The organism is Glycomyces tritici (assembly GCF_030403505.1).
Genome location: NZ_JAUEMJ010000006.1, coordinates 7,126 through 32,931, shown reverse-complemented (window position 1 = coordinate 32,931; position 25,806 = coordinate 7,126). Strand labels below are relative to the sequence as shown.

At 66.9% G+C, this 25,806-nt stretch carries 32 protein-coding genes and 1 tRNA gene; 11 read left to right on the top strand and 22 right to left on the bottom strand.

The genetic code is table 11. The features are described 5' to 3' along the window. Positions 1-291: 291 nt before the first annotated feature. Positions 292-1,692 carry a pentapeptide repeat-containing protein gene (locus tag QWI33_RS19090; RefSeq protein WP_289958746.1) on the top strand — a complete coding sequence of 467 codons (1,401 nt, stop codon included), beginning with the start codon at positions 292-294 and terminating at the stop codon, positions 1,690-1,692. Between the two features lie 12 nt (positions 1,693-1,704). On the opposite strand, the gene QWI33_RS19085 is transcribed toward QWI33_RS19090, so the two are convergent. The 4 genes from QWI33_RS19085 to QWI33_RS19070 form a co-directional block, all read right to left on the bottom strand. Then, positions 1,705-2,637 carry a 4-(cytidine 5'-diphospho)-2-C-methyl-D-erythritol kinase gene (locus QWI33_RS19085; RefSeq protein WP_289958745.1) on the bottom strand — a complete coding sequence of 311 codons (933 nt, stop codon included), beginning with the start codon at positions 2,635-2,637 and terminating at the stop codon, positions 1,705-1,707. Then, the gene (gene rsmA, locus QWI33_RS19080) at positions 2,638-3,504 is read right to left on the bottom strand and encodes a 16S rRNA (adenine(1518)-N(6)/adenine(1519)-N(6))-dimethyltransferase RsmA (protein ID WP_289958744.1); all 867 of its coding nucleotides are present in this window, start codon (positions 3,502-3,504) and stop codon (positions 2,638-2,640) included. It abuts the gene before it with no gap. Next, positions 3,504-5,135 carry a peptide chain release factor 3 gene (locus QWI33_RS19075; RefSeq protein WP_289958743.1) on the bottom strand — a complete coding sequence of 544 codons (1,632 nt, stop codon included), beginning with the start codon at positions 5,133-5,135 and terminating at the stop codon, positions 3,504-3,506. The genes rsmA and QWI33_RS19075 overlap by 1 nt, the downstream gene beginning before the upstream one ends. 78 nt (positions 5,136-5,213) lie before the next feature. Next, positions 5,214-5,669, bottom strand: a complete 456-nt coding sequence (locus QWI33_RS19070; RefSeq protein WP_289958742.1) for a GatB/YqeY domain-containing protein — start codon at positions 5,667-5,669, stop codon at positions 5,214-5,216. 24 nt (positions 5,670-5,693) lie between these two features. Here QWI33_RS19070 and QWI33_RS19065 point away from each other — a divergent pair, with 24 nt between their 5' ends. Continuing rightward, positions 5,694-6,590 (top strand): metallophosphoesterase, encoded by an 897-nt coding sequence (locus QWI33_RS19065; RefSeq protein ID WP_289958741.1) that lies wholly within the window; start codon positions 5,694-5,696, stop codon positions 6,588-6,590. A gap of 136 nt (positions 6,591-6,726) precedes the next feature. Beyond that, a tRNA-Pro gene (locus QWI33_RS19060) sits at positions 6,727-6,800 on the top strand. Between the two features lie 84 nt (positions 6,801-6,884). Here QWI33_RS19060 and QWI33_RS19055 read toward each other — a convergent pair. The 13 genes from QWI33_RS19055 to QWI33_RS18995 form a co-directional block, all read right to left on the bottom strand. Next, positions 6,885-8,093 carry a site-specific integrase gene (locus tag QWI33_RS19055; protein ID WP_289958740.1) on the bottom strand — a complete coding sequence of 403 codons (1,209 nt, stop codon included), beginning with the start codon at positions 8,091-8,093 and terminating at the stop codon, positions 6,885-6,887. Further along, the gene (locus tag QWI33_RS19050; RefSeq protein ID WP_289958739.1) at positions 8,090-8,302 is read right to left on the bottom strand and encodes a helix-turn-helix domain-containing protein; all 213 of its coding nucleotides are present in this window, start codon (positions 8,300-8,302) and stop codon (positions 8,090-8,092) included. Before QWI33_RS19050 ends, QWI33_RS19055 begins: the two co-directional genes overlap by 4 nt. Positions 8,303-8,307: 5 nt before the next feature. Further along, positions 8,308-9,732: a replication initiator gene (locus QWI33_RS19045; RefSeq protein WP_289958738.1), complete on the bottom strand. Its 1,425-nt coding sequence runs from the start codon at positions 9,730-9,732 to the stop codon at positions 8,308-8,310. An 88-nt stretch (positions 9,733-9,820) separates the two neighbouring features. Beyond that, entirely contained in the window at positions 9,821-10,144 is a 324-nt protein-coding gene (locus QWI33_RS19040; protein WP_289958737.1) for a hypothetical protein, read from the bottom strand. Between the two features lie 84 nt (positions 10,145-10,228). Next, the gene (locus tag QWI33_RS19035; RefSeq protein WP_289958736.1) at positions 10,229-10,501 is read right to left on the bottom strand and encodes an ECF-type sigma factor; all 273 of its coding nucleotides are present in this window, start codon (positions 10,499-10,501) and stop codon (positions 10,229-10,231) included. A 5-nt stretch (positions 10,502-10,506) separates the two neighbouring features. Beyond that, on the bottom strand, positions 10,507-11,058 hold the full coding sequence (locus tag QWI33_RS19030; protein WP_289958735.1) for a DUF2637 domain-containing protein: 552 nt from the start codon (positions 11,056-11,058) through the stop codon (positions 10,507-10,509). Continuing rightward, positions 11,055-11,372, bottom strand: coding sequence for a hypothetical protein (locus QWI33_RS19025; RefSeq protein ID WP_289958734.1), 318 nt, complete (start codon positions 11,370-11,372; stop codon positions 11,055-11,057). The genes QWI33_RS19030 and QWI33_RS19025 overlap by 4 nt, the downstream gene beginning before the upstream one ends. After that, entirely contained in the window at positions 11,369-11,728 is a 360-nt protein-coding gene (locus QWI33_RS19020) for an RRQRL motif-containing zinc-binding protein (protein ID WP_289958733.1), read from the bottom strand. The genes QWI33_RS19025 and QWI33_RS19020 overlap by 4 nt, the downstream gene beginning before the upstream one ends. A gap of 103 nt (positions 11,729-11,831) precedes the next feature. Then, positions 11,832-12,047, bottom strand: a complete 216-nt coding sequence (locus QWI33_RS19015) for a hypothetical protein (protein ID WP_289958732.1) — start codon at positions 12,045-12,047, stop codon at positions 11,832-11,834. A 181-nt stretch (positions 12,048-12,228) separates the two neighbouring features. Then, positions 12,229-13,032, bottom strand: coding sequence for an FtsK/SpoIIIE domain-containing protein (locus tag QWI33_RS19010; protein WP_289958731.1), 804 nt, complete (start codon positions 13,030-13,032; stop codon positions 12,229-12,231). A 128-nt stretch (positions 13,033-13,160) separates the two neighbouring features. Further along, on the bottom strand, positions 13,161-14,129 hold the full coding sequence (locus QWI33_RS19005) for a hypothetical protein (RefSeq protein WP_289958730.1): 969 nt from the start codon (positions 14,127-14,129) through the stop codon (positions 13,161-13,163). A gap of 106 nt (positions 14,130-14,235) precedes the next feature. Continuing rightward, positions 14,236-14,544, bottom strand: a complete 309-nt coding sequence (locus tag QWI33_RS19000) for a hypothetical protein (protein WP_289958729.1) — start codon at positions 14,542-14,544, stop codon at positions 14,236-14,238. A 42-nt stretch (positions 14,545-14,586) separates the two neighbouring features. Beyond that, positions 14,587-14,898: a hypothetical protein gene (locus tag QWI33_RS18995; protein WP_289958728.1), complete on the bottom strand. Its 312-nt coding sequence runs from the start codon at positions 14,896-14,898 to the stop codon at positions 14,587-14,589. A gap of 186 nt (positions 14,899-15,084) precedes the next feature. Between QWI33_RS18995 and QWI33_RS18990 the strand changes: the two genes are divergently transcribed. Further along, positions 15,085-15,849 carry a helix-turn-helix domain-containing protein gene (locus QWI33_RS18990; protein WP_289958727.1) on the top strand — a complete coding sequence of 255 codons (765 nt, stop codon included), beginning with the start codon at positions 15,085-15,087 and terminating at the stop codon, positions 15,847-15,849. After that, positions 15,846-16,316, top strand: coding sequence for an NUDIX domain-containing protein (locus tag QWI33_RS18985; protein ID WP_289958726.1), 471 nt, complete (start codon positions 15,846-15,848; stop codon positions 16,314-16,316). The genes QWI33_RS18990 and QWI33_RS18985 overlap by 4 nt, the downstream gene beginning before the upstream one ends. Here QWI33_RS18985 and QWI33_RS18980 read toward each other — a convergent pair. Then, positions 16,304-16,858, bottom strand: coding sequence for an HD domain-containing protein (locus QWI33_RS18980; protein ID WP_289958725.1), 555 nt, complete (start codon positions 16,856-16,858; stop codon positions 16,304-16,306). The genes QWI33_RS18985 and QWI33_RS18980 overlap by 13 nt on opposite strands. Positions 16,859-17,348: 490 nt before the next feature. Here QWI33_RS18980 and QWI33_RS18975 point away from each other — a divergent pair, with 490 nt between their 5' ends. Further along, a complete protein-coding gene (locus QWI33_RS18975; RefSeq protein ID WP_289958724.1) occupies positions 17,349-17,804 on the top strand; it encodes a hypothetical protein in 456 nt (151 codons plus the stop codon). Between the two features lie 625 nt (positions 17,805-18,429). Continuing rightward, positions 18,430-19,026, top strand: a complete 597-nt coding sequence (locus QWI33_RS18970; protein WP_289958723.1) for a hypothetical protein — start codon at positions 18,430-18,432, stop codon at positions 19,024-19,026. A gap of 195 nt (positions 19,027-19,221) precedes the next feature. Here the strand turns inward: QWI33_RS18970 and QWI33_RS18965 are convergent, their stop codons facing one another. The 4 genes from QWI33_RS18965 to QWI33_RS18950 form a co-directional block, all read right to left on the bottom strand. Then, entirely contained in the window at positions 19,222-20,067 is an 846-nt protein-coding gene (locus tag QWI33_RS18965) for a SigB/SigF/SigG family RNA polymerase sigma factor (RefSeq protein WP_289958722.1), read from the bottom strand. A 296-nt stretch (positions 20,068-20,363) separates the two neighbouring features. Then, complete coding sequence (locus QWI33_RS18960) at positions 20,364-20,609, bottom strand: hypothetical protein (protein ID WP_289958721.1); 246 nt, start codon at positions 20,607-20,609, stop codon at positions 20,364-20,366. A gap of 77 nt (positions 20,610-20,686) precedes the next feature. After that, a complete protein-coding gene (locus QWI33_RS18955; RefSeq protein ID WP_289958720.1) occupies positions 20,687-21,007 on the bottom strand; it encodes a hypothetical protein in 321 nt (106 codons plus the stop codon). Between the two features lie 85 nt (positions 21,008-21,092). Continuing rightward, complete coding sequence (locus QWI33_RS18950) at positions 21,093-21,257, bottom strand: hypothetical protein (protein WP_289958719.1); 165 nt, start codon at positions 21,255-21,257, stop codon at positions 21,093-21,095. A gap of 345 nt (positions 21,258-21,602) precedes the next feature. Here QWI33_RS18950 and QWI33_RS18945 point away from each other — a divergent pair, with 345 nt between their 5' ends. The 4 genes from QWI33_RS18945 (at position 21,603) to QWI33_RS18930 (ending at position 25,747) form a co-directional block, all read left to right on the top strand. Further along, positions 21,603-22,904, top strand: coding sequence for a lectin (locus tag QWI33_RS18945; protein WP_435367595.1), 1,302 nt, complete (start codon positions 21,603-21,605; stop codon positions 22,902-22,904). A 145-nt stretch (positions 22,905-23,049) separates the two neighbouring features. Then, a complete protein-coding gene (locus QWI33_RS18940) occupies positions 23,050-24,309 on the top strand; it encodes a sensor histidine kinase (protein ID WP_289958717.1) in 1,260 nt (419 codons plus the stop codon). Next, on the top strand, positions 24,297-24,956 hold the full coding sequence (locus tag QWI33_RS18935) for a response regulator transcription factor (RefSeq protein WP_289958716.1): 660 nt from the start codon (positions 24,297-24,299) through the stop codon (positions 24,954-24,956). The genes QWI33_RS18940 and QWI33_RS18935 overlap by 13 nt, the downstream gene beginning before the upstream one ends. Beyond that, positions 24,953-25,747 (top strand): DUF4097 family beta strand repeat-containing protein, encoded by a 795-nt coding sequence (locus QWI33_RS18930; protein ID WP_289958715.1) that lies wholly within the window; start codon positions 24,953-24,955, stop codon positions 25,745-25,747. Before QWI33_RS18935 ends, QWI33_RS18930 begins: the two co-directional genes overlap by 4 nt. The last annotated feature ends 59 nt before the right edge of the window (positions 25,748-25,806 follow it).

Sequence of the window (25,806 nt, the reverse complement as noted above, 5' to 3'; positions counted from 1 at the left end):
TGATCCCGCGTAGGTGCCTCGCCAAGCCGGACCTCGAGCGCTCCAGGACTCGTACCGCTCTGTGACCTCGTAGATCGAGGTCGTGACACCGTCATAGTCCCTGGAAACCCCGACATCGTTCCCGGGCGAACCCCAGGCGATGCGGTGGGTTCGTAGGCTTGGGCCATGCCCTTGCGCCCCCTCGCCTTCTGGATGCTCCGGGTCCTCATGCGACGCGGAGACGCGCGGAGCCGGCGCTCTGAGGACCCTGCGCCCAAGCCGCCGTGGCGGCCCCGCCCGATCCGGACCTGGGTGCTTCTGGTCGTCTTCGCCCTCATCCTGCTTGGCGGCTGGTGGTACTACGACCTCCAGATGGCCGAGATCGAGGCGCTGCGCACGCCCGGAGACGCCCAGGCCGACCTGGAGATCGCGAAGATGCGGCTCGAAACGGTACGCGCGACGCTCACCGTGGCGGCCGGCATCGGCGCCGCCTCCGCGCTCGTGCTGAGCTTCAGACGGCAGCAGCACGACGAGTTCCACAGCACGCAGCAGCGGATTACCGAGCTGCGTATCCAAGCGGTGGAGCAGCTCTCGTCGGACAATAACGCGACCATCCGCATCGGCGGCCTCTACAACCTCGAACGCCTTGGCGAGCAGCACGAGGAGCTGCGGCAGCTCGTCCTAGACGAGATCTGCTCCTATCTGCGCCGTCCATTCGACGCAATGACGAGCCCGCCTGCCGATCCCGAGCGTGAGGTGCGCGCCTTCGCGCAGGAGATCCTGCAACGGCGACTCAAGCGCCGACTCGGCCGCCGGAACTACTGGAGCCACAATCGCCTCAATCTCACCGGAGCCTCACTGCGCCTCGTCGACTTCAGCGGTTGCCGCCTCCGGAACGTCGATTTCACCGGCGCCCGCTTCCGCGGCTCCACGAAGTTTCGGGGCACCTGCTTCGATGGGATGACCTGGTTCACCGGGGTCGTCTTCGAGCAGTCGGTGTCGTTCTCCGATGCGAGATTCGAGGACCAGGTCGATTTCGAGGAGGCCGTATTCAGCGCCGACGCCGACCTCAGCCGCGCGATGTGGTTCGGCACGGCTTGGTTCGCGAAGGCGCGGTTCGTCGAACGCGTGGACTGCTCGCTGGCCGAGTTCCGCAAGCACCTGGAGTTCTCCGGGGTCTCCGTTGGTGGGGAAGCGAACTGCAAGGGAGCGGTGTCCCACGGTTCTGCGGATCTCAGCAGGTCAACTTTCACGGGCGCGGCCGAATTCGGGTTCGCGCGGTTCGTGGGCACGACGACGTTCGAAGAAGTCGTCTTCGGTGGCCGCGTGGATTTCGATTCCGTGGCGTTCGGCAGCTGGACGAGCTTCGCACGGTCCGCCTTCAGGGGCGGAGCCAACTTCGATGGTTCGGTCTTCAACGGGGGCAGCGTGTACCGCGAATCGGCGTGGCACTCGCGAGCGAGCTTCCTCATGGCGCGCTTCAACGCCACCGTCGACTTCGCGGGTTCGGTGTTTCTCGACGACGTCTCACTGAACGGTGCCCTGCTCCGCCGGGTGTTGCACGACCAGTCGCTGCCGGGCCAGTACCGTCCGGTGGAGACCTCGAAGGGCTTCCGGTTCTTGTGGACGGTCAAGCGCGACGGCAGCGAGCCGGTCATTCCTCAACGCAGACCTGTGGACAGGAAGCGGCAGTCCGGCCTCGAAGCAGTTTGAGGCCGCGTGACCTTAGGCGGCCGGGCCGTTCACCGGGCCGTGGGCCAGGTGGACGCTCTTCGCGCCGCCGCGCATGCGGATGCGGCGGGCCAGGGCGACCGCGTGCTTGACGTCGGTGGCCAGGAACAGGACCGTCGGGCCCGAGCCGGAGACGTGCGCGGCGAGGGCGCCTTCTTCGAGGCCGCCGTGCATCAGTGAGGCCAGTTGGGGGCGCAGGCTCACGGCGGCGGCCTCCATGTCGTTGATGAGCAGCCGCGCGAGGTCGTCGGCGCTCGCGCCAGCCTCGAACGCCTTCACCAGGGGGCCCACATCGGAGGAGTATCGGCCGATGCCGTCCTCGCGGAGGCGGTCGACCTCCTTGTAGCACTCCGGGGTCGAGATCTGCGTGTCCGTCGTGGCGACCACCCAGTGCCAGGTGCCCTTGGCGGCCACCGGGGTCAGCTCCTCGCCCCGCCCGGAGCCGATCGCCGTGCCGCCCTTGAGGCAGAACGGCACGTCAGAGCCGAGGCCCGCGGCGAGGCGCTCCAGTTCGGCGTCGCCGATCTCGACCTCCCACAGGCGCGCGCACGCGATGAGCGCTCCGGCCGCGTCCGCCGAGCCGCCGGCGAGGCCGCCGGCGACGGGGATGCGCTTGGTCAGGTGCAGCTTCACGTCCGGTTCGATCCCGGCGTACAGGGCGATGAGCTTCGCGGCCTTGTGGGCCAGGTTCGCCTCGCCGGTGGGCAGCGTCGCCGCGCCCTCCCCGGAGATGGTGATCTCGATGCCCGGCTCGCCGCGCCGCTCGGCGGTCACGGTGTCGTGCAGGCTGATCGCCTGGTACACGGTGGACAGTGCGTGGTAGCCGTCCGCCCGGGCGTCGCCCACGCCGAGGTGCGGGTTGATCTTGGCGGGCACATCGACGCTGATCTGGGCGCCCGGCTGGGCTGGCGCGGTCTGTCCGGTCATTCAGGCCTCCTGAGACGGTGCGGTCGCGCCCAGCGCCTCCTTGGCGTCGGCGAGGGCGATGAACTCCGCTATGTCCAACGATTCACCCCGCCTGGTGGGTTCGATTCCCGCCCGATCGAGCACGGCGTCCACGTCGGCGCCGACCCAGGCCTTCAACGACTGGCGCAGCATCTTGCGCCGCTGCCCGAACGCGGCGTCCACGGCGCCGAAGACCTCGACGCGGTTCGCGTCGGGGCTCTCGATGCGCTCGAACGCGACCAGGCCGCTCGCGACGTTCGGGACCGGCCAGAACACGTTCGGCGAGACCGACCCGGCGCGCCGCGCCTTCGCGTACCAGGCCATCTTGACGCTGGGCGAGCCGTAGATCTTGGAGCCCGGCCCGGCCGTGAGCCGGTCGCCGACCTCGGCCTGGACCATGACGAGGCCCTTGCGGAGGCTCGGGAAGTTCTCCAGGGCGTGCAGGACCACGGGCACGGCCACGTTGTACGGCAGGTTCGCCACGAGCGCGGTGGGCGCCTCGGGCATCTGCTCGGGCTTGATCCGGGCGGCGTCCGTCTCGATGACGGTGAGCCGCTTGTGCTCCTCCGGCGCGCGGTGCTCCACAGTGGTGGGCAGGGCGAGGGCGAGCTTCGGGTCGATCTCGACGGCGATCACGTGCCGCGCCACCTCGATGAGCGCCAAGGTGAGCGATCCGAGACCGGGGCCGACCTCCATCACCACGTCGTCCGCGTCGAGCTTGGCGACGTTGACGATGCGGCGCACCGTGTTGGCGTCCACGACGAAGTTCTGGCCCCACTTCTTCGTCGGCGAGATCTGCAGGCCGCGCGACAGGGACCTGATGGCGCTTGAAGTCAGCAGCTTCGCCATCAGCCCTGGCCTCCCGCGAGCAGCGGTTCGAGCACGAGCCCGGGGTAGTCGTTCACGATCGTCTGGATGCGGTACTTGTTCGGCAGCGCCACCAGGTGCGCGCCGTCGCGCGGGCGGGTGAAGACCTCGACCCCGGGCGCAGTGCGAAGCCGCTGCGCGCCTTCGGCATCGGTGAGGCGCGCGAGCTTGAACGGCAGGTTGTTGATCGTCGCGGGGACGTCGAACTCGGCCTGCAGACGCGCCACCGTCACCTCGAACTGGAGCGGACCGACCGCCGCGAGCACCGGCGTGGCCTCGCCGCGGCGCTCGGAGTAGAGCACCTGCACGACGCCCTCGGCGTCGAGCTGCGCGATGCCGCGCCGGAACCGCTTCGCCTTCGACGTGTCGTGCATCTGGAGCGCCCCGAAGTGCTCGGGCGCGAACGCCGGCAGCGGCGGGTACTCCACCGCCTTGCCCGCATAGATCGTGTCGCCCACTGAAAGACCGGTCGCGTTGACCAGGCCCACGATGTCGCCCGGCCAGGCCTCGTCCACAGTGTCCCGCGCCGAGCCGAAGAGCGTCTGCGCGTACTTGGTCGACATGGTGCGCTTGCCCTGCGCCTGCGTGACCTGCATGCCGCGCTCGAAACGACCCGAGCAGACGCGGATGAACGCCAGCTGGTCGCGGTGCGACGCGTTCATGTTCGCCTGCGACTTGAAGACGAACCCGGAGAAGCCGTCCTCCAGATCGCGCGGACTCCCCTTGGCGTCCTCACGCGAGAACGGCGACGGCGCGATGTCCACGAGCAGGTCGAGGAGCTGGCCCACCCCGAAGTGGACGAGGGCCGCCCCGAACAGGGTCGGCGTCGTCTGCCCGGACTCGAAGGTCTTCGGGTCGAAATCCGCCTCGACCTCGCTCAGCAGCTCCGACTCCTCTTGGGCGCGTTCATAATCGGGCCCGAACTGGGCCATCGCCGCGTCCTCGTCCAGGAACTCCGCCGTGGCCAGCTGCTGCCCGCCCGGCGAACGCTCGTAGCGGACCATGCCCGGCACCTGCGGGCCGACCGCACGACGCCCCCCGGTCTCGTCCCCGAACCCCACGCGCTCGATGACGCCGCGGAACTCGCCGCCTACGCCCACCGGCCACGTCACCGGCGTCGGCTTGATGCCGATGCGGGTCTCGATCTCCTCGATGAGCTCCAGGGCGTCCTTCGCCGGGCGGTCCCACTTGTTGATGAACGTGATCACCGGGATGCGCCGGGCCCGGCACACCTCGAAGAGCTTGAGGGTCTGCGGCTCCAGGCCCTTCGCGGCGTCCAGGAGCATCACGGCGGCGTCGACGGCGGTGAGCACCCGGTAGGTGTCCTCGGAGAAGTCGGCGTGGCCGGGGGTGTCGAGCAGGTTCACGACGCAGCCGCGGTACTCGAACTGCAGCGCCGCCGAGGTGATCGAGATGCCGCGGTCCTGCTCCATCGACATCCAGTCGGAGACCACGCCCTTGCGGTCGCCCTTGCCGTGGACGGCGCCGGCCGACGAGATCGCCCGCCCGTACAGGGCGAGGGCCTCGGTGATCGTCGACTTTCCGGCGTCGGGGTGCGAGATCACCGCGAAGGTGCGGCGGCGCGCGGCCTCGGCCGCGATATGGCTGGACATGGATTCCTCAAGGTTTCGAAAAGCGAAGCGGGCCCGACCCTCAACGATAGCCGTGAACGGCGACACGACCCGGCTGCGCTACCCCGCGAGCTCGGCCTTCACGATCCCGGACACGAGCTTGCCGTCCGCGCGGCCCGCCGTCTTCGGGCCGACCGCCTTCATGACCTTGCCCATGTCCCTCGGACCGGCGAAACCGCCCTCGGCGATCGCCTCGCGCACCAGCTGCGTGACTTCGGCCTCAGTGAGCTCGGTCGGCAGGTACCGCTTGATCACGGCCTCCTCCGCGAGCTCGGCCTCGGCCGACTCCTCGCGGCCCCCCGAACGGAACCCCTCGGCCGCCTCGCGCCGCTGCTTGGCCTGCTTGACCAGGACCTTCACGACGTCCGCGTCATCGAGCTCGCGAGGGGTCTTACCTGCGATCTCTTCGTTCCGGACCGCCGTGAGCACCATCCTCAGGGTGCCCAGCGTCACCTTGTCCTGCGCCTTGAGGGCGGCTCTCATATCGGTTTCCAACCGGGTCTTTAGCTCGCTCATGACTCGACAATCTACCGTTGGGGTATGAAGATCAGCCGTGGACTAGCCGCAGCAGCCGGGATCGGGGTCGGCGCCGGGGCGCTGGCACTCGCCTACGCCTCTCTTTACGAGCGCGTCCAGTACACGCTCCGCCATTTCGCGGTGCCCGCACTGCCCGAAGGCGCCGAGCCGATTCGGGTGCTGCACATCTCCGACCTGCACATGACGCCCGGGCAGGTGCGCAAGGCCCACTGGGTCGCGTCCCTCGCCGCGCTCGATCCGGACCTGGTGCTCCTCACCGGCGACAACCTCGCCCACCCGGACGCGATCGACCTCGTCACCAGGACGCTCCGGCCGCTGTTCCGCGCGCCGGGCGCGTTCGTGTTCGGCTCCAACGACTACTACGCGCCGGTGTTCAAGAACCCGCTGCAGTACTTCAACCCGAACCACGAGCACAAGTACGGCGCGCCGCTGCCCACAGAGGAGCTGCGCAAGGTGCTCGTCGACGGCGGCTGGCTCGACCTGAACAACGCCGCCGCCGACAAGGTCGTCTCGGGCCTCAACGTCCACTTCGCGGGCGTCGACGACCCGCACTTCGACCTGGACGACTACGAGCTCGTCTCCGGGCCGGTGCCCGCGAGCGCCGACCTGTCGATAGGCCTTACGCACTCGCCGGAGCCGCGCGTGCTCGACGAGTTCGCCCGCGACGGCTACGACTTCATCGCCGCCGGCCACACCCACGGCGGCCAGGTCTGCGTCCCCGGCTACGGGGCGCTCGTCACCAACTGCGGCATCGACCGCGAGCGCGTGAAGGGCCTGCACCCGTGGGAGGACACCTGGCTGCACGTCTCGGCCGGCCTGGGCACGAGCCCGTACGCGCCGGTCCGCTTCGCGTGCGCCCCGGAGGCCAGCCTGCTGACCTTCGTGCCGAAGGCCTTCTAGCCGCTTGACGCGAGGCGCGCTTCGGGCCCGGATGTGACCGGGCCCGAAGCGCCCCGCCCCCGCTCGATGGGGGTCGGCGCCCTCAGGTAGCATTTCCAATCGACACGAACGCCCAGCGTGCGTGAAAATAGAACATCGGGTTGTGGCGCAGCTTGGTAGCGCACCTCGTTCGGGACGAGGGGGTCGCAGGTTCAAATCCTGTCAACCCGACAGATGAAACAGCAGTTCAGGGCCGGTCTCCCATCTTCGGGATCCCGGCCCTGACTGTGTCTACAGCAGCGATTTACAGCAACGCTAGTCCTCGGACTCAAAACTCTCGCTCAGCTTCCGCAGCGCCTCCCTGGTGGCCTTGTCAGAGGCCTGCGCGTAGACCTCCATGGTCATCTTGAAGTCCGAGTGCCGCATGATCGCCATGATCACGCGAGGGTGAACGTCGAGGTCCACCAGCAGCGAGCTACAGGTCCGCCGGGCGTCGTGCACCGAGATCCGGGGGAGGCCGGCTGCCTCGAGATGGTTGACGAAGTACCGGTGAAAGTTGCGCGGCTCGATCGCCGTCCCGTACCGAGTGGTGAAGACCAGATCCGAGTCATGCCAGACATCGGCCTTCGCCCGGTCCCGAAGCTGCCGCTCCCGACGCTCCCGCAGCGCCTTGACGCACAGATCAGGCATCGGCAGGGCGTTCTCGGACTCCTCGGTCTTGGCCTTCCTCTTGTGGATCAGTTCGCCCATGACCCGCTGGAGCTGCCACTGCGGCTCAAGAACGCCCTCGTCGAGGTCGAGGCTGTCCCAGGTCAAGCCGAGGACTTCGCCTTTGCGCAGGCCCATCGCGAGGACCAGCAGGTACGCCGCGTAGTGCGGATCAGGGCGGACGTGTTCGAGGAACCGCCGAGCCTCATCGGTGCCCCACGACTTCTTGCGACGCTTGCGCCCGCTAGGCAAACGGATCTGCATGGCCCGGTTCACCGACACCAGCTCATCAGTGACCGCCTGCGACAGCGCCGAGCGCAGCACCGTACGAGCGTCACTGATCGACCTGGCGGACAACGCCTTTCGACAGCACTTGCCCTTCGCACAGCACTTGTGCGGCGTCCGCAGCTCATCAACGCCCTGCTGACAGCACTGACACACCGTCGCGAGCTTGTTCGCCCACTGCTGGATATCCCGCGCTGACAGCCGATCGAGCTTCTTCTTACCGAGCCACGGCACGATGTGCAGCCGAATGAACCGCTCGTACCCGTCGTAGGTCTTCGGTTCCCGGTTGGGCCTGATGACCTCTTCGAGCCAGGCGTGCAAGTACTGCTCGACGGTCTTGGACTTGGTCTCGACAGCACCGCGCGCGGCGGCCTGGTGGAGATCGAGCCACTTGCCGTGGACCACCTCACGGGTTGGGCCGTAGACGTACTTGCGCTTCTTCACGCCCGCAGGGGTCGTGACCCACACGTAGGCGGCGTACCCGTTGCCATGTGGGTAGATCGAGCCTTCCCCGTTGCCCCGCTTGCTCATGCCGCACCCACATAGTCGTCCTGGCGGGCGAAGCCCTCGACGTATTCCTCGATCCATTCGGGCAGGACGCGGCGGTGGCCGCCGACCTTGACCGAGCGCAGCTCGCCGGAGGCGATGAGCATCTTGACCTTCGAGACGCCGAAGCCGAGGACCTCGGCGGTCTGCCTGGTGTCGTACCAACGCGGTTTGAGTACCGTGCTTCCTTCCATCGCAATCAATCCAATCGATCCATAGTGGTGAGTTCATCCAAAGCTTCACGGGCGAGCTGCCGTTGCTCCCGGGCGCGAGCGGCGGCAGAGGACGCCATGAGGGCGTCAGCCTCGGTGTGCCAGCCGGTGCCGTCATAGCGGAGGTAGTTGACGAGGACGATCGTTTCAGTCGGATCGGTGTCAACCTCGTGTTGACAGCGAATCCATTGCGCGCGTGCGTCTCTGAGCGCACCGAAGGTGGTCGACCAGGCGCGCGCCTTGGTCATGAAGTGGCCGCCGAAGCCGAGCATGTGCGCCCACTTACGAAGCCGGATCCATTCCCCGCCTTCGGAACCGAGCCGCCAGCACGCGGCGATGAGACGGGCGATGTGGTCGCCTTCGGGGTCGGCGTAGACGGAGACGGTGGCCTCGGTGAGGCGGCCGGACAGGTGGCCGGTGTCCTCGGTGGCTTTGGTGGCGTACTTGGCGAGGTAGCCCGCCACATGGTTCTCACTCAACTCGTCATCGCCGAGTTCGACCTGGCGGACATCGACTTGCGCACCCCAGCGGATGAGCCAGCCCTCAGGGCGTTTGTCGTGTTCCTCGGTGCGGAAGCTGGTCGAGGCGGCGGCATCGGCAACGAGTGCAGCAATGGCCTCGGCGTCGAGGGCGGCAGGCGGCGGCAGGATCGCGTCACTGCCGGGCATGCGACCGTCGAGGCGGATTAGCGCGTGGAAGTGAACGGCACCGCGACGCTGGAACTCCGCGACCTTGACGTAGCGCAGCCGCACCGAGGCCGGGTCGATGCCGTGGGCCTTGGCGAGGCGCGACAATCCGCGGTCGATGTTGATGCGGGTGCGCCGCCACAGTTCGCCGGAGGCGACGTTCCAGACGACTTGGGCGTCATGGTCGTAGCAGTCCAGGCACAGCGGCTGGCCGATCTGGCCGGCGCTTTCGTCGTGCCGGGTGTGGCAGGCCAGTCGGACGTCATGGGGGCAGGTCACGGCGTCACGACGCGCGCGGCAGGGCCGGACTTTGCCTGAGGCGGTGAGCGTGTGCGTGTGGACGGGTCCGAAGGCGGGGGCGGTGAGGGTGACGAACAGTGCCGGATGAGCGGTGACCGTCTCGGGGACGCCTTTGCCGCCGGTCATGCCGGAGCGCACGAGGTGGAAAGCGTCGTGTTGGTAGGTCTTGGCGCAGGTGGGGCAGAGGGAAGCCCGGCGCGTGCCGCAGGCCTTGTAGATGATGCCGTCGGGCATGGAGCCGGTGGACCGGGCGGAGAGGACTTGGCCCGTGGACTCATTGACGGTGTGGAGATCGCCGCGAAGGCGTACCGGGTTGGAGCATCCAGCGGCACCGGCGACGTGCGAGAGCCATGGTTCCCAACCGGTCGACTCGGACCGGGCGATGATGTCGGCGGCGAAGCCGGGTCGAATGGTGCTTGTAGGCAAGGTGTCCTCCTTCCAAGTGCGGGCAGGCGTGTTGTGACCCCGTCCGGCGGCTCGTGCGTAATAAAGGAGCGGCCGGACAGGGCGCTATTCAGTCCTCGTCGTCGAGGTAGACCCAGCCGAAGCAACGGCACAGGTCTTCGGGATAGGGGTTGTCCCGCACGAAGTCGGGATACGAACAGAAGCCGCAGACCACCAAGACGATGTCGAGGGGTTCGGGCTGGTCGAGGTTGCCGCCGTTGACATGCAGCACGAAGTGGCATTCGGGGCACTTGTAGACCCGGTAGCAGCGTTCGCCGTTGAAGTGGGGCGGGTCGACCGGTTCGGGGTACTGGCATTCGCCCGCAGCTCCGGTGATGTCGCCGAGGATCGGCTGCCGGTAGTGGTGAGCCAAGGTGATGGGTTCGGTTGGCATACTGGTTTTCGCCTTTCAATCGCGATGGTTGGCAGGTTGTTGCCGGGGCGCGGCGGTTGTGGAAGATTGGCCGCGCCCTCGGCGCTAGGTGTCGGAGTTGGGATCCCGTTGATCGGGGATGGCCTTGCCCCAGCGCTGCTGGGCGGCCTGCCTGGACATGCCGATACGTTCGGCGATTTCAGCCCAGGAGTAGCCAAAGGCGCGAAGGCCCTTGACTGCGTTAGTGATGGCTTCATCAAGCGAGGCTGAGAGCTCAAGGAGCTCGGGAAGTGCGTCCACGTCACCCTCAGCGACCCGGCGCCCATAGGCGCGGATGATGCGGCGGGCGAAGCCGTTGAACTCGCGGTTCTCGACCATTACGATCACCGGTCCCCGTTGCCGAGGTTGGCGAAGGCGTTGGCCCAGTCCGGCTGAGCAGGCTCAGCGGCGACGGCAGAGCGCTCGGCTTGGAGGCTCGGCACGTCGATCGGATCCGAGGAGGCGACCGGGGCCGACTCCCTCCAATCCGGTTCCGCAAATGAGGCCACCGGCGATTCGGCCGGCTGCGCCTCAGCGGGCCGCGAGAGTACGACCTTGACCAGGGTCAAGAACCCCAGGGCCGAAGCCGAAGCGGCGAGCCAACCGACAACAGTCGGTTCAGCGTCGAGGACTTGGGCCCCAAGCGAGAGGGCGATGAAGAACATCATCATCGCCATCACGGACTTGACCTTGTGGCCGCCGTTGCGGCGGCGGCGTCGCACCTCGAGACCGAGGGCGATCACCATCAGTTCGATGGTCACCGCGTTGACCCAGCCGACCCAGGAGGGCTGACCGGCCGCGACGGTGGCGTCGTGGACGTGGGTGAAGGAGACCGCGCCAGCGGCCACACCCATGGACAGCATGATGACGGTTTGCACGCCGTCTTCGAGTTTCATTTCTGGCTCCTTGGCTTCTGCCACTGCACGCCGGTGCAGTAGTCGCATTTCTTGGAGTGCTCGACCGTTGGCACGGTCTCTTCGCCGCAGACCTCGCACGCCCGCATTTCCCAGCCCTCGAAGGGCAGGGATAGGAGGAGGTGCCTGTCGTCGTCGGCGAGTTCGGTTCCGGTCATGTGCACGTCGCAGATGACGCAGAGGAACCGCATTCGGGAAAGATCGGGCTCCCACGGGGGAAGCGAGTCGATCTGCTTGACGCGATGCAGTGGCATCGCTTCGCGGAAGATGGCGAACGCGGCGAGGAGATCGGTCATCGCGCGCCGCCTTCGAAGCAGTCGAGGCATTCGCCGTAGCGCTTGGGGATGTAGTAGCCGTATTCCGTCTGGCATGACGGGCAGGTCGACAGAGCGACCCACGCTTTCATCAGGGCCCGCAGTTGGGCGTCGGTAGCCGGGCGCTTGGGCACGGGCAGGTCACGCCTATAGAGGTAGGCGACTCGGTTACCGCGACGCCAGAAGATCTGGCCTGCGATGGGTTGCCGCCCAGGCGTAAGACCTTCAGCGGCGAGTTGTCGGCGGGTGTACAGTCCGACCGGCGCGCAGCGGTAGTTGAACGTCGGCAATCCGCCGTGGCGGATGCCTTCAGGGTCATCGAATTCGGTCCGGAACAATGCACACTCCTCCTCTCTGTGTCATTCGTGGTTATTGCTGCGTGAGCGTCGGGGCCTCGAACCCCGAAGATTGCCGATCGCTCTACCAGTAAGCCGCTACGGCTTACCTGTTCTTGATCTCGATCTCCACAATCCGGTGCACCCGGATGAGCGTGGTCGAATCGTTAACCGTCACGTCACCTCGGAAGATGTGGTTGTCGATGGCGATCATGTCGCCTTCCTTGAAGTCCGCAATTACGGCAGCGGCGTTCTCGTCAGTGGTGACGTAGTGATTTACGTTCTTGTCCTCACCGTCGAGCGTCACTTTGAGGTGCTTCATTTCTTGCCCTCTTTCCTTTGTTATCAATGCCTCATCAGCAGGACGCAGTACTAGCCCGTGTGCGATTAGTGCTGGGATTCCTTACGTCGTGGACGCCGGGGAATCGAACCCCGGGTGAACCATTCGCCCTGGAGTGCCGTCAACTGCTCGTTGACATCTGTTGGCGCTGACGGCACTCGCTCTAGGCAGAGGCCCTGTGGCCCCGAAGCTGCGCAGCGAAGGCCGCGACAGTCTGAATCTCTTCGTCGGTCATCCAGGCCGCCCGCATCCGTTGCGGTGCATTCCCCTCGGCGAGGAGGAAGGAGTCCCCGGGCTTCTTGGGGTCCAGGCTCATTGCGTTGTAGCCCGCTTCGGCCCAACCGGCCCCGAGGGCGACATCCGAGGAGCCGGGCGTGGTCGCGCGGCCGGTCCACCGGTAGGCGAACAGGTCGCGCAGTGCGGTCGGCAGGATGTCGAAGGAGGCACGCTGCGTGCCCATGATCGGGATGATCGCCGCTGCCCGTCCCCGGGCAACCACGTCACGGAAGAGCGCGGAGAACAGCTCCTGCTCGACCTTGGTTCCCGCGACCGAGGTGTAGTACGCGACCTCATCGAGGAAGAGCACCCACGCCGGTTCGGCCGGCGACGGGACGAGCTTGCGGATCCGGTTGCGCGACATCCAGTCGTAGCGGCGGTCCATGAGCTTCTGGATCCACAGCATCGTCTGAAGCGCCTTGCGCATTTCCGGGCCCACGAACACGTCCATGACATCGGTCCAGGGCATCAGCTCGACCAACTTGGCGTCGAAGCCGAGCATTCGCGCGTCCGGCATCAGTGACACCTGCGCGATCATGTTGTTCATCAGCCCCGACTTGCCCGAGCCGGGCTCGCCATTGAGCATCATGTTCTTGCCGTACATGGTGACGTTGACGGCCTCGTTCGAAGCCGACCGGCCCAGGTAGATGGGGTCTTTGATCGACATGACCGGTCCCAGTGCGATGTTCATCGTGCAATCTCCTTAGTGAAATCGGTGCATCTATCGATGCGTGAGTTTTGGTGGTGGGAGCCGGTACTTGGCCTCTCTGGCTTCCACGGCTCCCACCGTGAGCAGCCCCAGTTGGGGAGCTTTTTGGGTTAGACCCAGGCGGGCATGTCGCCCTCGTCCGGGTTCTCATCGGGTGCGGTGGTCTGGCCGTCATCGGCCTTGCGCTGACGCGGTTTGCGACCGCCCTTGGTGCCCAGCAGGGCATCCAGTTCGGCGTTCACCGACTCCGGTGTCAGGTCGACGCCTTCGGAGTCGTCCACCCGGCGGTACTCGACCGGGTAGGAATCGGGATCGATGCCTTCGAGCATCTCGGTGACTGGCATGGCCACGCCCTCAGCGAGGACGTCACGGCGACGGATGTCCACGACCACGTAGGCCGCTTTCGACCCGGCCATTTCGGCCGATGCCTCGTGTGCCCAGCACACCGAAGCGAGTTCGGTGAGACGGTCCCGCAGATCGTCCAAGGTGAGGTCACCGCGCAGCCAAAGCCACACACGCTCACCGGAATCCGTGGGACAAGCCCACAGGATCAGCGGCATCACCGAACCGCGAACGCCCTTGCCCTCAATGAAGGCATCGCAGGCGACACGGATGCGGTGGCGCACGATCATGCACCAGGCCCAACGGACCAGGAACCGGCACACCGGGCGGAACAGCCACGGCACACCGATCAGCAGGAGCGTCGCGCCAAGAGCGACCAGCGGTCCCGCCCAAGCGTTGAGCAACGCCCAGACGCTGACCACCAGGGCCAGGACGACCAGCTCTCCGGCCCAGTGCCACGCCATGCGCAGCCCCGGCCAGATCAGCACCAAGCCAGCGGCGACGAAGCCGGTGGCGAAGGCGACGACGACCGCCAGGAGGAACGCCGCAGCGCCATCCTTGACCGTCAGAGCGATCGCGAAGGCGACCAGGCCAGCGAAGACGCCAGCGAGGATGCCGACGATCTTGGCCCGGCGCTTCGCCGAGTCGATCTCGAAGGTATCGATGATGGTCTGACCAGCACGAACACCCGAGCGGGAACGCCCGGAGCTGGCACGGTTGCTACCATTACGAGGCATGGCAGCACTCCTTTCCGCCCCCTTGGGGGCAAGGGATGGTTGCTTGTTGGAAACCGGGGAGCCGGTCGAGTTCTTGGTCGGATTTGGACCGGTTCCCCAGTGCCGCTTAAGCGGCGAGTTTGATTTCGGTGGTGGCTTCGCCCTCCAGGACGAACTTGGACCGGCGGATTGCCGGAGCGTTGTCAAGCGTCCGTTGACGGTTGACATCGCGCTCGGTCGCGTCGGCGAGCTGGTGCAGCGCCTCAGCGAGCTTGCGGAGACTGGCGGGCGAACCGAACAGGCTCAGCTCCCAGTTGTCCTCTCTCCAGGTCCCCACGGTCAGCACCCCGCATTCGGAGTGGTGAACGCTGGACCGCAGGCCCATACCCTCTTTGAGGTGAGCGCCGAACGTGGCGTTCATCGGGAAGTCGTGCATGGCAGATCCTCTCGGGATCAAGAGGCGTAAGCCTCAGGGTGACTACTTACCGGCGAGATTGATCGCAGAGGCCCGGTACGCCGTGCCGAGGGTGCCCTGCTTGGAGACCCACGGGACCGCTTCCAGGTCGACGACCGAGACCGGCTTCCCCTTGGGGAGGTTCGGCTTCTCACCAGTGGTGACGACCTTGATGACCGACGCACCCTCGTCCTCGGACGAGCCGAGCGCGATGAGTTCGGTGGTCCACTTCAGCGAACCGTCCTTGTCGGTCTGGTGCTTGCCGTCGTACTCCTTGGCCACCGGGGCCAGCGACACCATGAAAGTCACGTCCGAGACATCCAGCTTGAGCTTCATAGCCCTACCTCTTCCTTGTCGTTTTGCTTGACCCGCTTGGGCCCCAACCCAGGTGATCCGGGCTGATGACTCAAGAATGAGGCTTCAAAGAGGACACATTCACCACCGCATGGGACTTCTCAGGACGTCTCAATACTGTTAGACTCGTCCCTAGACGTCCCTACTTCAGAGGTGAAGGACAGCGGTATGAACGAACGGCTCCGGAGCGCGATCCATGCGCAGGGCATGACCCCCGCCCAACTTGCTCAGACGATCGGAGTCGACCCGAAGTCGGTCGAACGCTGGATCACCAAGGGGCGCAACCCATACGCGAAGACGCGGGCCGCAGTCGCTCTGGCGTTGCAGCAGAGCGAGAACTACCTCTGGCCTGATGCCCTTCCTGAGCAGAAAGCGAAGCTGGTCAGTGAGTCTGAGCTGGTGCACACCTATGCGAAGCGGAACGATGTCCCAGCGGAGCTGTGGTCTCGGATCTTCAGGCAAGCGACGCGGCACATCGGAGTCCTTGCCTACGCTGGCCTGTTCCTCCCCGAGGGCGATGCTGGCTTGGTGCCGCTCCTCAAAGCAAAGGCCGCTGAGGGCGTGAAGGTCTCGATCCTTCTCGGGGATCCCAAATCGACCGCGGTCGAGCTCCGCGGCGAGGAGGAAGGCGTCGGCAAAGGTATGCAGCGCCGTATCGAGGCCGTGTTGCCGTTCTACCAGCAGCTTGAGGGCACGCCGGGAATCTGGGTCGGGTTCCACGACACAACCTTGTACAACAGCATCTATTGGTGTGACTCCGAGATGCTGGTGAACACCCACGTCCTCGGGTGCTACGCCTCCCACGCTCCGGTCATGCACCTGAAGGAGCTGCCAGGCGGTGGCATGTTCCGCACCTTTACCGAGTGCTTCGAGCGGGTCCTCGCAAATTCGGTCAATATCTGGACAGGTCAACAAGGTACGATGCGCCCATGACCCGCGTCGACCACATCAACGATCCGAACGCGCCCGAGCCGAACAGCGTGGTTCCGTCGACCACAGCGTTCATCGAAGACGGGGCCGGACGGATTGTGTTGATCCAGCGGAGCGACAACGAGGATTGGGCGATGCCAGGCGGAGCCCACGACTTCGGTGAGACGATCAGCCAGACTGCCGTTCGCGAGGCGAAGGAAGAGACCGGTCTCGACATCGAGATCACCGGCCTCATCGGGATATACACAGACCCGGGCCACCTCTCGGAGTACAGCGATGGCGAAGTCCGGCAGCAGTTCTCGCTCTGCTTCCGTGCTGTGCCGATCGGCGGCGAGATCCAAACCAGCGAGGAATCCCTCAAGGTCCAGTGGTTCAGCGAAGCAGAAACAGCCTCAGTGAGGATCAATTCCTCAATGAGGCTGCGCATCAAACACGGGTTCCAGGGTCTGGCTGAGCCCTACATCGGCTGATGACCCAGTTCCCGCTGGACCGTCCGCACCCCGTCGATGAGCGAAGGCTCGGCCCGCGAGATGAACCGGAACACCAGGTGCTCAGGACCGTAGCGTGACTTGATCTCCGCGAGCCGTTCCTCAATCTCGAAGTCTTGACCGTCAGGACCGGTTGTCATGTCGCAGTACAACAGTGCGTCTGTGATGAGGGTCTTCTCGTTCGGGAACTCACCCAACTCTGCCCGAAGATCGCGCTCATCCGCCTCAAGGCAGGCGCACGAGTGGTTGGCAACTAGGTTCACAATGCGAGCATCCCAACCATGACGTTGCAGCCAGCGTGCACCGTCCAGTGGGTGAAAGCCGGTGTCGACAATGCTTGGGGCGTAACCGATGTCATGCAGGATTGCGGCGATAGCGAGTGCATCGGCATCCGGCTCGGAAAGGATCTTCGGACCGACCGCAAGGGCTTTGGCACCTACCGCCTGGACGTGTGCCCATCGGCGGGGCAACGCCTCTTGGAGTGCCGCTCGCGATGTCTCGAAAGCTTCATCATAGGTAGTCATACGTGCTGCCACTATAACGCCTGAACTGCTTTGAGGAAGAACCCCAGCGCACCGCCGCTGGCGGGCCCACTACGGCCGGAGCCCAGGCCAAGAAGCCCTGTGAGAACTTTCTATACATCTTCAAGGCGGCCTTGCGGCCGCGCCTCGCGGCAGGCCTGCGGTCCGGTCCTCGCTTCGCTGCGGGCGGTCCTCGGCCGGCCACGGGCCAAGCGGAGGACGCCCTGAGGATGGAAGAAAGGTTCCGGCCGGAACCCTTGGCCGGGGACCCCTGCGGGCGCGCGGCCAGGCCGGATAGCGGGCGATCCCTGCGGGCCCGCCCTGTCGCCGAGCGAGCGTATCGCGCACCCGCCCCCGGCCAATGAACCCGGCCTCCAGTGAGGTCAAGAGCGAGCTGGGTAATGGGCTGAACTATGACCGAGCCCTCTGCCAACCAAAAGGACCGTCAAGATGCGATTGACACTGACTGACTGTGCGCGGGGATAATCGTCTGATGGAAGAAACCCCAATCATTGTGCAAGTAGGCTCTGAGACACCGTTGATTGTCCAGCTAGCTCCAGCAATCATTGCCGCTATCGCGCTTGTGCTGGCGGCGTTCGTGACATCCTTCCTGACGCTGCGCCTCGAACACCGGAAGTGGTTGCGACAGGCACGACTAGAGGCATATGAGGGGTATGCGTCATTTCTCCGTGATCTCCAATTCGGTTGGGATGGTAAGGACAAGGCGCGCGTCACAAAAGATCAACTTCAGCGGGGCGCTGCATGGATCGACCAAATCAGACTCGTAGGGACGAATCAGGTGACGGACAGTGCAGACAAACACCTTGTCACGATCTCGGAAGCGATCAGCGGCGATCCGGACAATTTCCAGGAAGTGATACTCAACTGCCTAAATGATTTCCGCAAATATGCTCGGAAGGATTTGGGCGCAGATCGATCTACCAGATAGTCGACTCGCGTGTACTGACATTCCGAATATGGATTATTCCTATGGCTCCGGCTTGACCGCAGTACAGCAGCAAAGTACAGCAACCGCAGCGAGCGAGGATACCTCGGATTGGCTCTGACCAGCTGCGATGCACCTTGGTTGGCCCCCAACGACCCCCATGCCGATAGTTCGGGACGAGGGGGTCGCAGGTTCAAATCCTGTCAACCCGACCAAAGACAAGGGGGCCGCAAGGCCCCCTTTTCCGTGCTCGCGCGCCGTGGCCGATGTGGCGGCGTCTTCCGCCCGGCGCAGGGTGACGTCGCGGTCGCCCTTGCCGGCGCCCTGACCGTCTCCGCGGCGGTCGACTTCGACCCGAAGCAGACCGGCGGCCTCGACGCCGCGCTCACGACGCCGGGCGGGGGCGGCCTGGGGCGGCCTGATCGCACTCGAGTGCTTCGGCGTCTACCGCTTCTTACAGGCCGAATACCGAAAGGATCCGACCGGACGATCACGGCAGACCGTTTGTGGAAATCCGAGAAAATACGAGGGCGTCGCAGATCGATCGTAGGGATCTGTTGTAGGAATGCTCCAACTGAGGCGCGGATTCGGTAGTGGAGTGCTTGCGGATGGTCGCGACACTGGCCTCATGAACACGACACCGCAGACCACCGCCGCAAGGGGCATTGTGCCCGCCGTCCTCTGGGGGCTCGCCCCGTTCGCATGGCTCTTCCTTCTCCTGGGATGGCTCGACTTGGACGGGGACCTGTCCGGCCCGGTCCAGACCGCACTCGGCATCGCGGTCCTGTCGCTGCCGGCACCCTGGCTGCTCTGGGCCTCATGGCGGATGCCGCGCCGCCGCGTGAAGACGTACCTCGTCGAAGGAGGCGCCCTGGCCGCGATGCTGCTCTCGCTCTTCGTCACCGCCGTGTACTTCCTGCCCGCCGGCAATCCGAACGAGACGGCGTCACCGGGCTTCACCGCGGCGTTCGCCGCCGCCGCGGTGGTGCTCATCGCGGCCTCCTGGCCGCTGCCGGGCCGCCGCCTCGCCTACGGTCTGCCCGCCCTGGGCTGCGCGGTCTTCGCGATCAGTGTTCAGGTACCGCAATGGAGGACCGGCGCGCACCTGGAATCGGCGATCGCCGTCGCGGACGAAGTGCTGCTGAACGTCCTCATGGGGGCGATCGCCCTGGGTGTGCTCCTCCAGATCGCCTGGTGGCTGCGCGGGAAGCTCCGTGCCGCCTAACCGAGCCGAAGGCCAGGGACCCCAGACCAGACACCGAGACGCTTCCTATGACCCGAGACACGGGTTTCCAGCACACAGTCACCCCGACGGATGAAACAGCAGTTCAGGGCCGGTCTCCCCTGCGGGATGCCGGCCCTGACCGTGTCTGCGGCAGCGAGGTGCGGCGACGCCGGTCCTCGGGCTCAAGACGTTCGCTCAGCTTCCGGGACGCCGCTCACGCGGCCTTGTCGGAGGCCCGCGCTCAGCGGTCGTGTCCTGCGGCGGCGGGGTGAGCATGCCGGCGCGCAGCTCCGTGAGCGTGCTCTTGAGCAGGCGGGAGACGTGCATCTGCGAGACGCCGATCTCCGTGCCGATCTGGGACTGCGTCTTCTCGCCGAAGAACCGCAGCGCGAGGATCTGGCGCTCGCGCGTGGGCAGCCGCCGCAGGAGCGGGAGCAGGGACGTCAGGTTGTCGACCAGTTCGAGGGCGAGGTCTTCCGAGCCGATCGTCTCGACCGGCGAGAGGCCGTCCTCGTGCACCGGCTGGTCGAGGGAGACCGACCGGAGCGACTTGATCGCCTCCAGCCCTTCCAGGACTTCGGATTCGGGGATGCCCAGCCGCTCGGCGAGGTCGCCGGCGGTGGCCGGACGGCCGAGCGTCTGGGAGAGCTGGAGTGCCGCGGTGGTGATCGCCATGCGCACCTCCTGGAGGCGGCGCGGCAGGCGCACCGGCCAGGCGGTGTCGCGGAAGTGGCGGCGCACCTCGCCCATGACGGTCGGCACGGCGAAGGAGAGGAACTCGCCGCGTTCGTGGTCGAAGCGGTCGATGGCGCGGATGAGGCCGACCGTGGCGACCTGGGCGAGGTCGTCCTTGGCGATGCCGCGGCTCGAGTATCGGCGGGCGATGTGGTCGGCGAGGGGGAGGTATCCGGTGATGATCCGGCTCCTGAGTTCCTCGCGTCGGGGATCGTGGACGTCGAGTCCGGCCATCTGACCGAACAAGGGGGCGAACTCCCCGTATTCGTCGTCGCTCTTGCGTCGGCTGAGGTGTCGTGGTGCCATGTGCGGCTACCGCCTTGCGGCTGTCTGGTTGGGCAACCGGTGAACACCCGGCTTCGGATCGACCAGGTTGCGCTTCCCGGGCCGGCACCAGCGCGTTCCACCCCTGCGTGCGGGGTAGGTCCCGCATCGCAGGCGTTCAGAGCGCGGTTCTGCTGACACATGCGGAGCGCTCGGGTCTTCGATTCCCGTCCCGGCTCGCGTCAAAGCGGGCCGTGCAGGTGCCCGAGCGGCTCCATCGATGTGCCCAGCCTATACCGATTCGGTCTCAATGCGGCCTGGCTGACCGCTGCCCGTTCCTATAAACCTGCAGGGAGTGCCACTTTCGACAGTCTCGGCGGCACGCCGCACCCCACCGCGTGCGCCAGCCAGTGGCCGAGCGCGGACGACGCGGTGCGGAACGAGCGGTAGGAGCCGAGGTGCTGCGCGTGCGGCCCGAAGGCCGAGTGCAGTTCCTCGACGGCCGAGACGTACCCGGCGAACTCGCCGTCCAGCGTCGCGACGTACAGGTCGGGGGCGGCGGGCTTCCAGACGAGGGAAGGCATTGGGGCGGGGATGGTCACCTGAATCCTGAGTGGATCGGTGCGGGTGCCGAGTCCGCTTGGGAACGAGGGCGAGCCGGTCAGCGGCGCACTCGCCGGACTGCGGCCTTGCCGCGTTCGGGGAGTTCGGCCGCGGCGTGCGTCAGGGCGTCCCTGACGTCCTCCGCGCGGGACGCGGCCCGTCGCAGGAGCGTCTTCGACCGGCGCCGGCGGGTGAGCTGCACCCCGATGACGGCGACGGCGGCGATGCCGACGGCGACCGATCCCACGAGGACCGGGAGCATCGACCTGATGCCGCCCGTCTCCCGCAGGACGTCGAGTTCGTTGTCCCGCAACTCGTCTGAGGGCGACTGGTCGTCCTCGGCTCCGGTGGTCTCGGTTGATTCGATCAATGTGCTCATGGCGCATCCTCCTGGCGTTCGGTTCCGAGAGCATGCCCGTTCCCAGGCGGGACGAAACCCCGCCCGGTCGTCCGGGGCCGCCGGATCAGGCTGCGCCGCGGCCGGCGCCGCGCCTGATGAATCCGAAGACGATGGTGCCGATGAACAGCACGATGCCGATGATGGCCAGCCAGAGCAGGCCCTCGATGGCGAAGCCGACGATCGCGAGCACGACCCAGACAATGATCAGAAGCCATAGAACAGTAGCCATATATCGATCGTACGGCTGTGAACGGCGCAAATATGCAAAAGCGGCACTATTCGCGAGCCGGGCTCACTTGCTCGTGGCCAGGCCGGGGCGGCGAAGGGATTCGCCTGCAGAAAGATCAGATGAACGAGGCCTCTCGGATGCGCTGATCAGGCGGTAGGCCTGATTTATCCGTGGTTGCACCGACCTCTTGACCTGATACGTCATATGTAAGTACGCTGAAGCCTTGCATTGATGAACTTCGATGAAGGCGTTGGTCTTCGTGGCACGCAAGGAGATGCAGCAGTGAAACGGATATGGAGCAGGGAACGGACCGAGCGGGTGCGCAGGCGCTCCGCCCACCGGCTGCTGGCGTTGCTCGCCGCGGTGGCCGCCGTCGTCGTCGGCTCCGTCGGCGCCACGGGAGCCCATGGGGCGCCCGCCGACACGAGTACGGATGTCACCACCCTCGCCTCGAGCGCCGGATGTGGGAGCGCTCCGACCTTGTCGAGCGGGACGCACACGATCCAGAGCGGCGGCACGAGCCGCTCGTTCATCCTGCGGGTCCCCGACAACTACGACCGCAGTCGCGCGTACCCGCTGATCTTCGCGTTCCACTGGAACGGCGGGACGGCGGGCGACGTGGCCGGCGGCGGCACCGACGGCGCGAACTGGTCCTACTACGGGCTCCAGCGACTCTCGAACAACAGCGCCATCTTCGTTGCGCCGCAGGGCATCGGCAACGGCTGGGCCAACTCGGGCGGCCGGGACGTCACCTTCGTCGACGACATGATCGGGCGCCTGGAGTCCGGCCTCTGCGTCGACACCGCGCAGCGCTTCGCGCTCGGCTTCAGCTACGGCGGCGGCATGAGCTACTCCCTCGCCTGCTCGCGGGCGACGGTCTTCCGGGCGGTCGCGGTCTACGCCGGCGGGCAGCTCAGCGGGTGCAGCGGCGGCACGCAGCCCATCGCCTACCTCGGCATCCACGGCATCTCCGACAACGTCCTCAACATCTCCCAGGGGCGCTCGCTGCGCGACCGGTTCGTCACCAACAACGGCTGCACCCGGCAGAACCCGCCCGAGCCCGCCTCGGGCAGCCGCACGCACATCGTGACCAGCTACTCCGGTTGCCGGGCCGGGTATCCGGTCCAGTGGGCCGCGTTCGACGGCGGCCACACCCCCGGCCCGATCGACGGGACCTACGACGACGGCTGGCAGACCTGGACCTCCGGGGTGACCTGGAACTTCTTCTCCCAGTTCGGATCCGGCGACCCGGGTGGCGGCGACGAGGGCGCGATCGTCGGCGCCCAGTCGTCCCGCTGCCTCGACGTGGCCGGCCAGTCCCAGAGCAACGGCGCCCAACTGCAGCTGTGGGACTGCAACGGCGCGGCCAATCAGCAGTGGACCAAGACCGCCAGTGGCGAACTGCGCGTCTACGGCGGCAAGTGCCTCGACGCCGAAGGCGGCGCGACCGCCCCCGGCACCAGGGCCATCATCTGGGACTGCCACGGCGGCGCGAACCAGAAGTGGAACGTCAACGCCAACGGCACCATCTCCAGCACCCAATCGGGACTGTGCCTGGACGCCTCAGGGAACGCGACCGCGAATGGCACCAGGGTCGTCCTCTGGACCTGCAACGGCGGCGCCAACCAGCGCTGGACCATGGGCTAGCGCCCCCGCGCCGGACCACCACCCCGCAGCCGAGGCCGGGAGCACCTCCCGGCCTCGGCCGCTCGCAGGGGTGGAGATAACTTCACCGTGAAGTCGGGCACCAGCGGCAATGTGCGGGCCCGCTCGCGAACCTACTGTTCAATGCATGGACATTTCAGCGGCGCCGCCGATCCCCTGGCGCAGAGCCCCGCGAGCAGCAGTGCGGGCCTTCTGGGCGGGCTCGACCTGGCGCTCCCTCATGCACCTCGTCACCGGGGCGCTGGTCGGCATCGCCGGCGGCGCCGCCATCGCCGCACTCGTCGCCACCGGCGTCGGCGGCCTCATCACCATCATCGTCCCGATCATCATGGGCGGCATCCTGCTGGTCGTGAACGGCGTGCTCACGGTGGTGCAGCGCAGCCGCCACACCGCGTTCCTCGGCACCGAGTGGCCCGAAGGGCCGTTCACGCAGCCGGTGACGTTCGCGCCGCGCCACCTCCTGGCGATCGTGAAGCACCCCCGCACATGGCGGCAGCTCGCCTACCACGCGATCGCCGGGATCTACGGCTTTCTGGCGGCGGCCTTCGCGATCGCCGCGTGGACCGCGGGCCCCGCGATGGTCTTCGCGCCGCTCATCGGCCGCGAGTCGGGGCTGGACCCCAGGCACTGGATCCTCTGCGGCACCGGCATCGTCCTGACCCTCGCGGCGCCCTGGATCACCCGCGGCCTGGCGGTGCTCGACGAGCTCATGGCGCGGGTCCTCCTGGGCACCAGCCGGGCGGAGGCCCTCGAGCTGCGGGTGACCGATCTCGCCGCGAGCCGCGACTCTACTGTGGATGCGGCGGACGCGGAGCGGCGCCGCATCGAGCGGGACCTCCACGACGGCGCGCAGCAGCGGCTCACCTCGCTCGCCATGAACCTCGGGATCGCCCGCGCCACTCTTGACGACCTTCCTGAGGAGGGCGCCCGCGCCATCGCGGAAGCCCACGAGGAGGCCAAGCAGGTCCTCACCGACCTGCGCGACCTGGTGCGCGGCCTGCACCCGGCGGTGCTCGAGGACCGCGGCCTGGACGCCGCGCTCTCGGCGGTCGCCGCCCGCTCGCCGGTCCCGGTGCGGCTGCGCGTCGACATGGACCGACGCGTCGCCCGGGACGTGGAAGCCGTCGCCTACTTCGTCGTCTCCGAGGCACTGACCAATGTGGCCAGACACTCCGAGGCCGAGCACGCCGCGGTCGAAGTGTCCCTAGAGGACGGGGTGCTGCACCTGCGCATCGCCGACGACGGCCGCGGCGGCGCGGACGCTCAGGCGGGCACCGGACTCCAGGGCCTGTCCGACCGGGTGCGCTCGGTCGACGGCACCTTCCGCATCACCAGCCCCCTCGGGGGCCCCACGGAAATCGAAGCGGAGCTGCCATGCGCGTCGTGATCGCCGAAGACTCGGTCCTGCTGCGGGAGGGCCTGGCCAGGCTCATGGAGATCGGCGGCATCGAAGTCATCGACACCGTGGGCGATGCGGAGGCACTGCTGCGCTCGGTCGAGCGCGACCGGCCCGACCTCGTCGTGGCCGACGTGCGGATGCCGCCCGACCAGAGCGACGAAGGCGTGCGCGCCGCACTGGTGCTGCGCCGCCAGTACCCGGACCTGGCGATCCTCATGCTCTCCCAGTACGTCGAGGAGCGGTACGCCGTCGAACTGCTCACCGGGCAGATGCGCGGCATCGGCTACCTGCTCAAGGACCGGGTCGCCGACGTCGCCGAGTTCCTCGCCTCGCTCAAGCGGGTCGCGGACGGCGGCACCGCCCTCGACCCCGAGGTGATCTCCCAGCTCCTGGTGCGCCGCAACGGCAGCGAGCTCGACCGCCTCACCCCGAGAGAGCGCGAAGTGCTCTCGCACATGGCGGAGGGCCGCTCCAACGCCGGCATCGCCGCCGTCCTCGTCCTCAGCGAGGGCGCGGTCAGCAAGCACATCAACTCGATCTTCACCAAGCTCGGGCTCCCGCCCAGTGACAGCGGCAACCGCCGCGTGCTCGCCATTCTCAAGTTCCTGCAAGGCAACACGAAGGACCGGTCATGATCGACACCCCCGAGAAGCAGACCACCGCCCCCGAGCCCGAAGCCCCCCGCGCCGCCCGTACCGTCTGGTGGATCGTCGGGGTCGCCTCCACCGGCATCGTGCTCCTGTTCGCCCTGGCCACCGCCGGCGTCTGGATCTGGTCCACCGCCTCGCCCGAGAAGTCCGAGACCCACAGCGAGACGTACACGGAACCCACCACGGGCGTCGACGTCACCGTGGAGGTCGGGAGCATCGAACTCAACGCCTCCGCCGACGGCTCGCTCGTGGTCGACCGCGAGACCATCTGGCGCGGTGAGGATCCCAAGGTCAAGGAGCAGTGGCAGGGCGAGACGTTCACGGCCTCAGGCGAATGCAACGACCGCCTGATCGTCTTCGCGAGCGACGAGTGCGATGTGAACTACACGATCGCCGTGCCCAGCGGTGCCGCCGCCGAAGCGGAGAACTCGGTCGGCGACGTGCACATGGACGGCCTCGACGGCACGATCGACGTCGAGACCAGCATCGGCGGCGTCGAAGGCGAGAACCTGCGGGCCACCGAGACCCGGGTCGAATCCAGCGTCGGCTCGGTCCGCCTGGAGTACGCCGAGGTCCGCGGCGACATCAGCGTCATCAACAGCACCGGCGACGTCGAGATCATCGTGCCCGATGACGGCACCACCTACGACGTGGTCTTCGAGTCCGGCGTCGGCAGCGAGGACATCGACATCGCGACCGACCCGTCCTCCCGCGCCGACTACGTCATCTCGGTCAACACCAGCGTCGGGGACCTCACGGTCCGGTACGCCGACTGACACCGAGTGCTCTCTCCCGCCGTCCGCGACCGGTCTCCGGTCGCGGACGGCGGCGTCTC

Excerpts from the sequence above, each read along its gene's own strand:
- QWI33_RS19015 (WP_289958732.1), bottom strand. The coding sequence starts at position 12,047 with ATGAAGCACCTCAAAGTGACGCTCGACGGTGAGGACAAGAACGTAAAT.
- QWI33_RS19070 (WP_289958742.1), bottom strand. The coding sequence starts at position 5,669 with ATGAGCGAGCTAAAGACCCGGTTGGAAACCGATATGAGAGCCGCCCTC.
- QWI33_RS18960 (WP_289958721.1), bottom strand. The coding sequence starts at position 20,609 with ATGCCTTCCCTCGTCTGGAAGCCCGCCGCCCCCGACCTGTACGTCGCG.
- QWI33_RS19030 (WP_289958735.1), bottom strand. The coding sequence starts at position 11,058 with ATGAAACTCGAAGACGGCGTGCAAACCGTCATCATGCTGTCCATGGGT.
- QWI33_RS19010 (WP_289958731.1), bottom strand. The coding sequence starts at position 13,032 with ATGAACATCGCACTGGGACCGGTCATGTCGATCAAAGACCCCATCTAC.
- rsmA (WP_289958744.1), bottom strand. The coding sequence starts at position 3,504 with ATGGCGAAGCTGCTGACTTCAAGCGCCATCAGGTCCCTGTCGCGCGGC.
- QWI33_RS19055 (WP_289958740.1), bottom strand. The coding sequence starts at position 8,093 with ATGAGCAAGCGGGGCAACGGGGAAGGCTCGATCTACCCACATGGCAAC.
- QWI33_RS18985 (WP_289958726.1), top strand. The coding sequence starts at position 15,846 with ATGACCCGCGTCGACCACATCAACGATCCGAACGCGCCCGAGCCGAAC.
- QWI33_RS19040 (WP_289958737.1), bottom strand. The coding sequence starts at position 10,144 with ATGCCAACCGAACCCATCACCTTGGCTCACCACTACCGGCAGCCGATC.
- QWI33_RS19085 (WP_289958745.1), bottom strand. The coding sequence starts at position 2,637 with ATGACCGGACAGACCGCGCCAGCCCAGCCGGGCGCCCAGATCAGCGTC.
- QWI33_RS19065 (WP_289958741.1), top strand. The coding sequence starts at position 5,694 with ATGAAGATCAGCCGTGGACTAGCCGCAGCAGCCGGGATCGGGGTCGGC.
- QWI33_RS19035 (WP_289958736.1), bottom strand. The coding sequence starts at position 10,501 with ATGGTCGAGAACCGCGAGTTCAACGGCTTCGCCCGCCGCATCATCCGC.
- QWI33_RS18940 (WP_289958717.1), top strand. The coding sequence starts at position 23,050 with ATGGACATTTCAGCGGCGCCGCCGATCCCCTGGCGCAGAGCCCCGCGA.
- QWI33_RS18990 (WP_289958727.1), top strand. The coding sequence starts at position 15,085 with ATGAACGAACGGCTCCGGAGCGCGATCCATGCGCAGGGCATGACCCCC.
- QWI33_RS19005 (WP_289958730.1), bottom strand. The coding sequence starts at position 14,129 with ATGCCTCGTAATGGTAGCAACCGTGCCAGCTCCGGGCGTTCCCGCTCG.
- QWI33_RS18965 (WP_289958722.1), bottom strand. The coding sequence starts at position 20,067 with ATGGCACCACGACACCTCAGCCGACGCAAGAGCGACGACGAATACGGG.
- QWI33_RS19000 (WP_289958729.1), bottom strand. The coding sequence starts at position 14,544 with ATGCACGACTTCCCGATGAACGCCACGTTCGGCGCTCACCTCAAAGAG.
- QWI33_RS18935 (WP_289958716.1), top strand. The coding sequence starts at position 24,297 with ATGCGCGTCGTGATCGCCGAAGACTCGGTCCTGCTGCGGGAGGGCCTG.
- QWI33_RS18950 (WP_289958719.1), bottom strand. The coding sequence starts at position 21,257 with ATGGCTACTGTTCTATGGCTTCTGATCATTGTCTGGGTCGTGCTCGCG.
- QWI33_RS19075 (WP_289958743.1), bottom strand. The coding sequence starts at position 5,135 with ATGTCCAGCCATATCGCGGCCGAGGCCGCGCGCCGCCGCACCTTCGCG.
- QWI33_RS19050 (WP_289958739.1), bottom strand. The coding sequence starts at position 8,302 with ATGGAAGGAAGCACGGTACTCAAACCGCGTTGGTACGACACCAGGCAG.
- QWI33_RS18970 (WP_289958723.1), top strand. The coding sequence starts at position 18,430 with ATGAACACGACACCGCAGACCACCGCCGCAAGGGGCATTGTGCCCGCC.
- QWI33_RS18995 (WP_289958728.1), bottom strand. The coding sequence starts at position 14,898 with ATGAAGCTCAAGCTGGATGTCTCGGACGTGACTTTCATGGTGTCGCTG.
- QWI33_RS18955 (WP_289958720.1), bottom strand. The coding sequence starts at position 21,007 with ATGAGCACATTGATCGAATCAACCGAGACCACCGGAGCCGAGGACGAC.
- QWI33_RS18975 (WP_289958724.1), top strand. The coding sequence starts at position 17,349 with ATGGAAGAAACCCCAATCATTGTGCAAGTAGGCTCTGAGACACCGTTG.
- QWI33_RS19025 (WP_289958734.1), bottom strand. The coding sequence starts at position 11,372 with ATGACCGATCTCCTCGCCGCGTTCGCCATCTTCCGCGAAGCGATGCCA.
- QWI33_RS18930 (WP_289958715.1), top strand. The coding sequence starts at position 24,953 with ATGATCGACACCCCCGAGAAGCAGACCACCGCCCCCGAGCCCGAAGCC.
- QWI33_RS18980 (WP_289958725.1), bottom strand. The coding sequence starts at position 16,858 with ATGACTACCTATGATGAAGCTTTCGAGACATCGCGAGCGGCACTCCAA.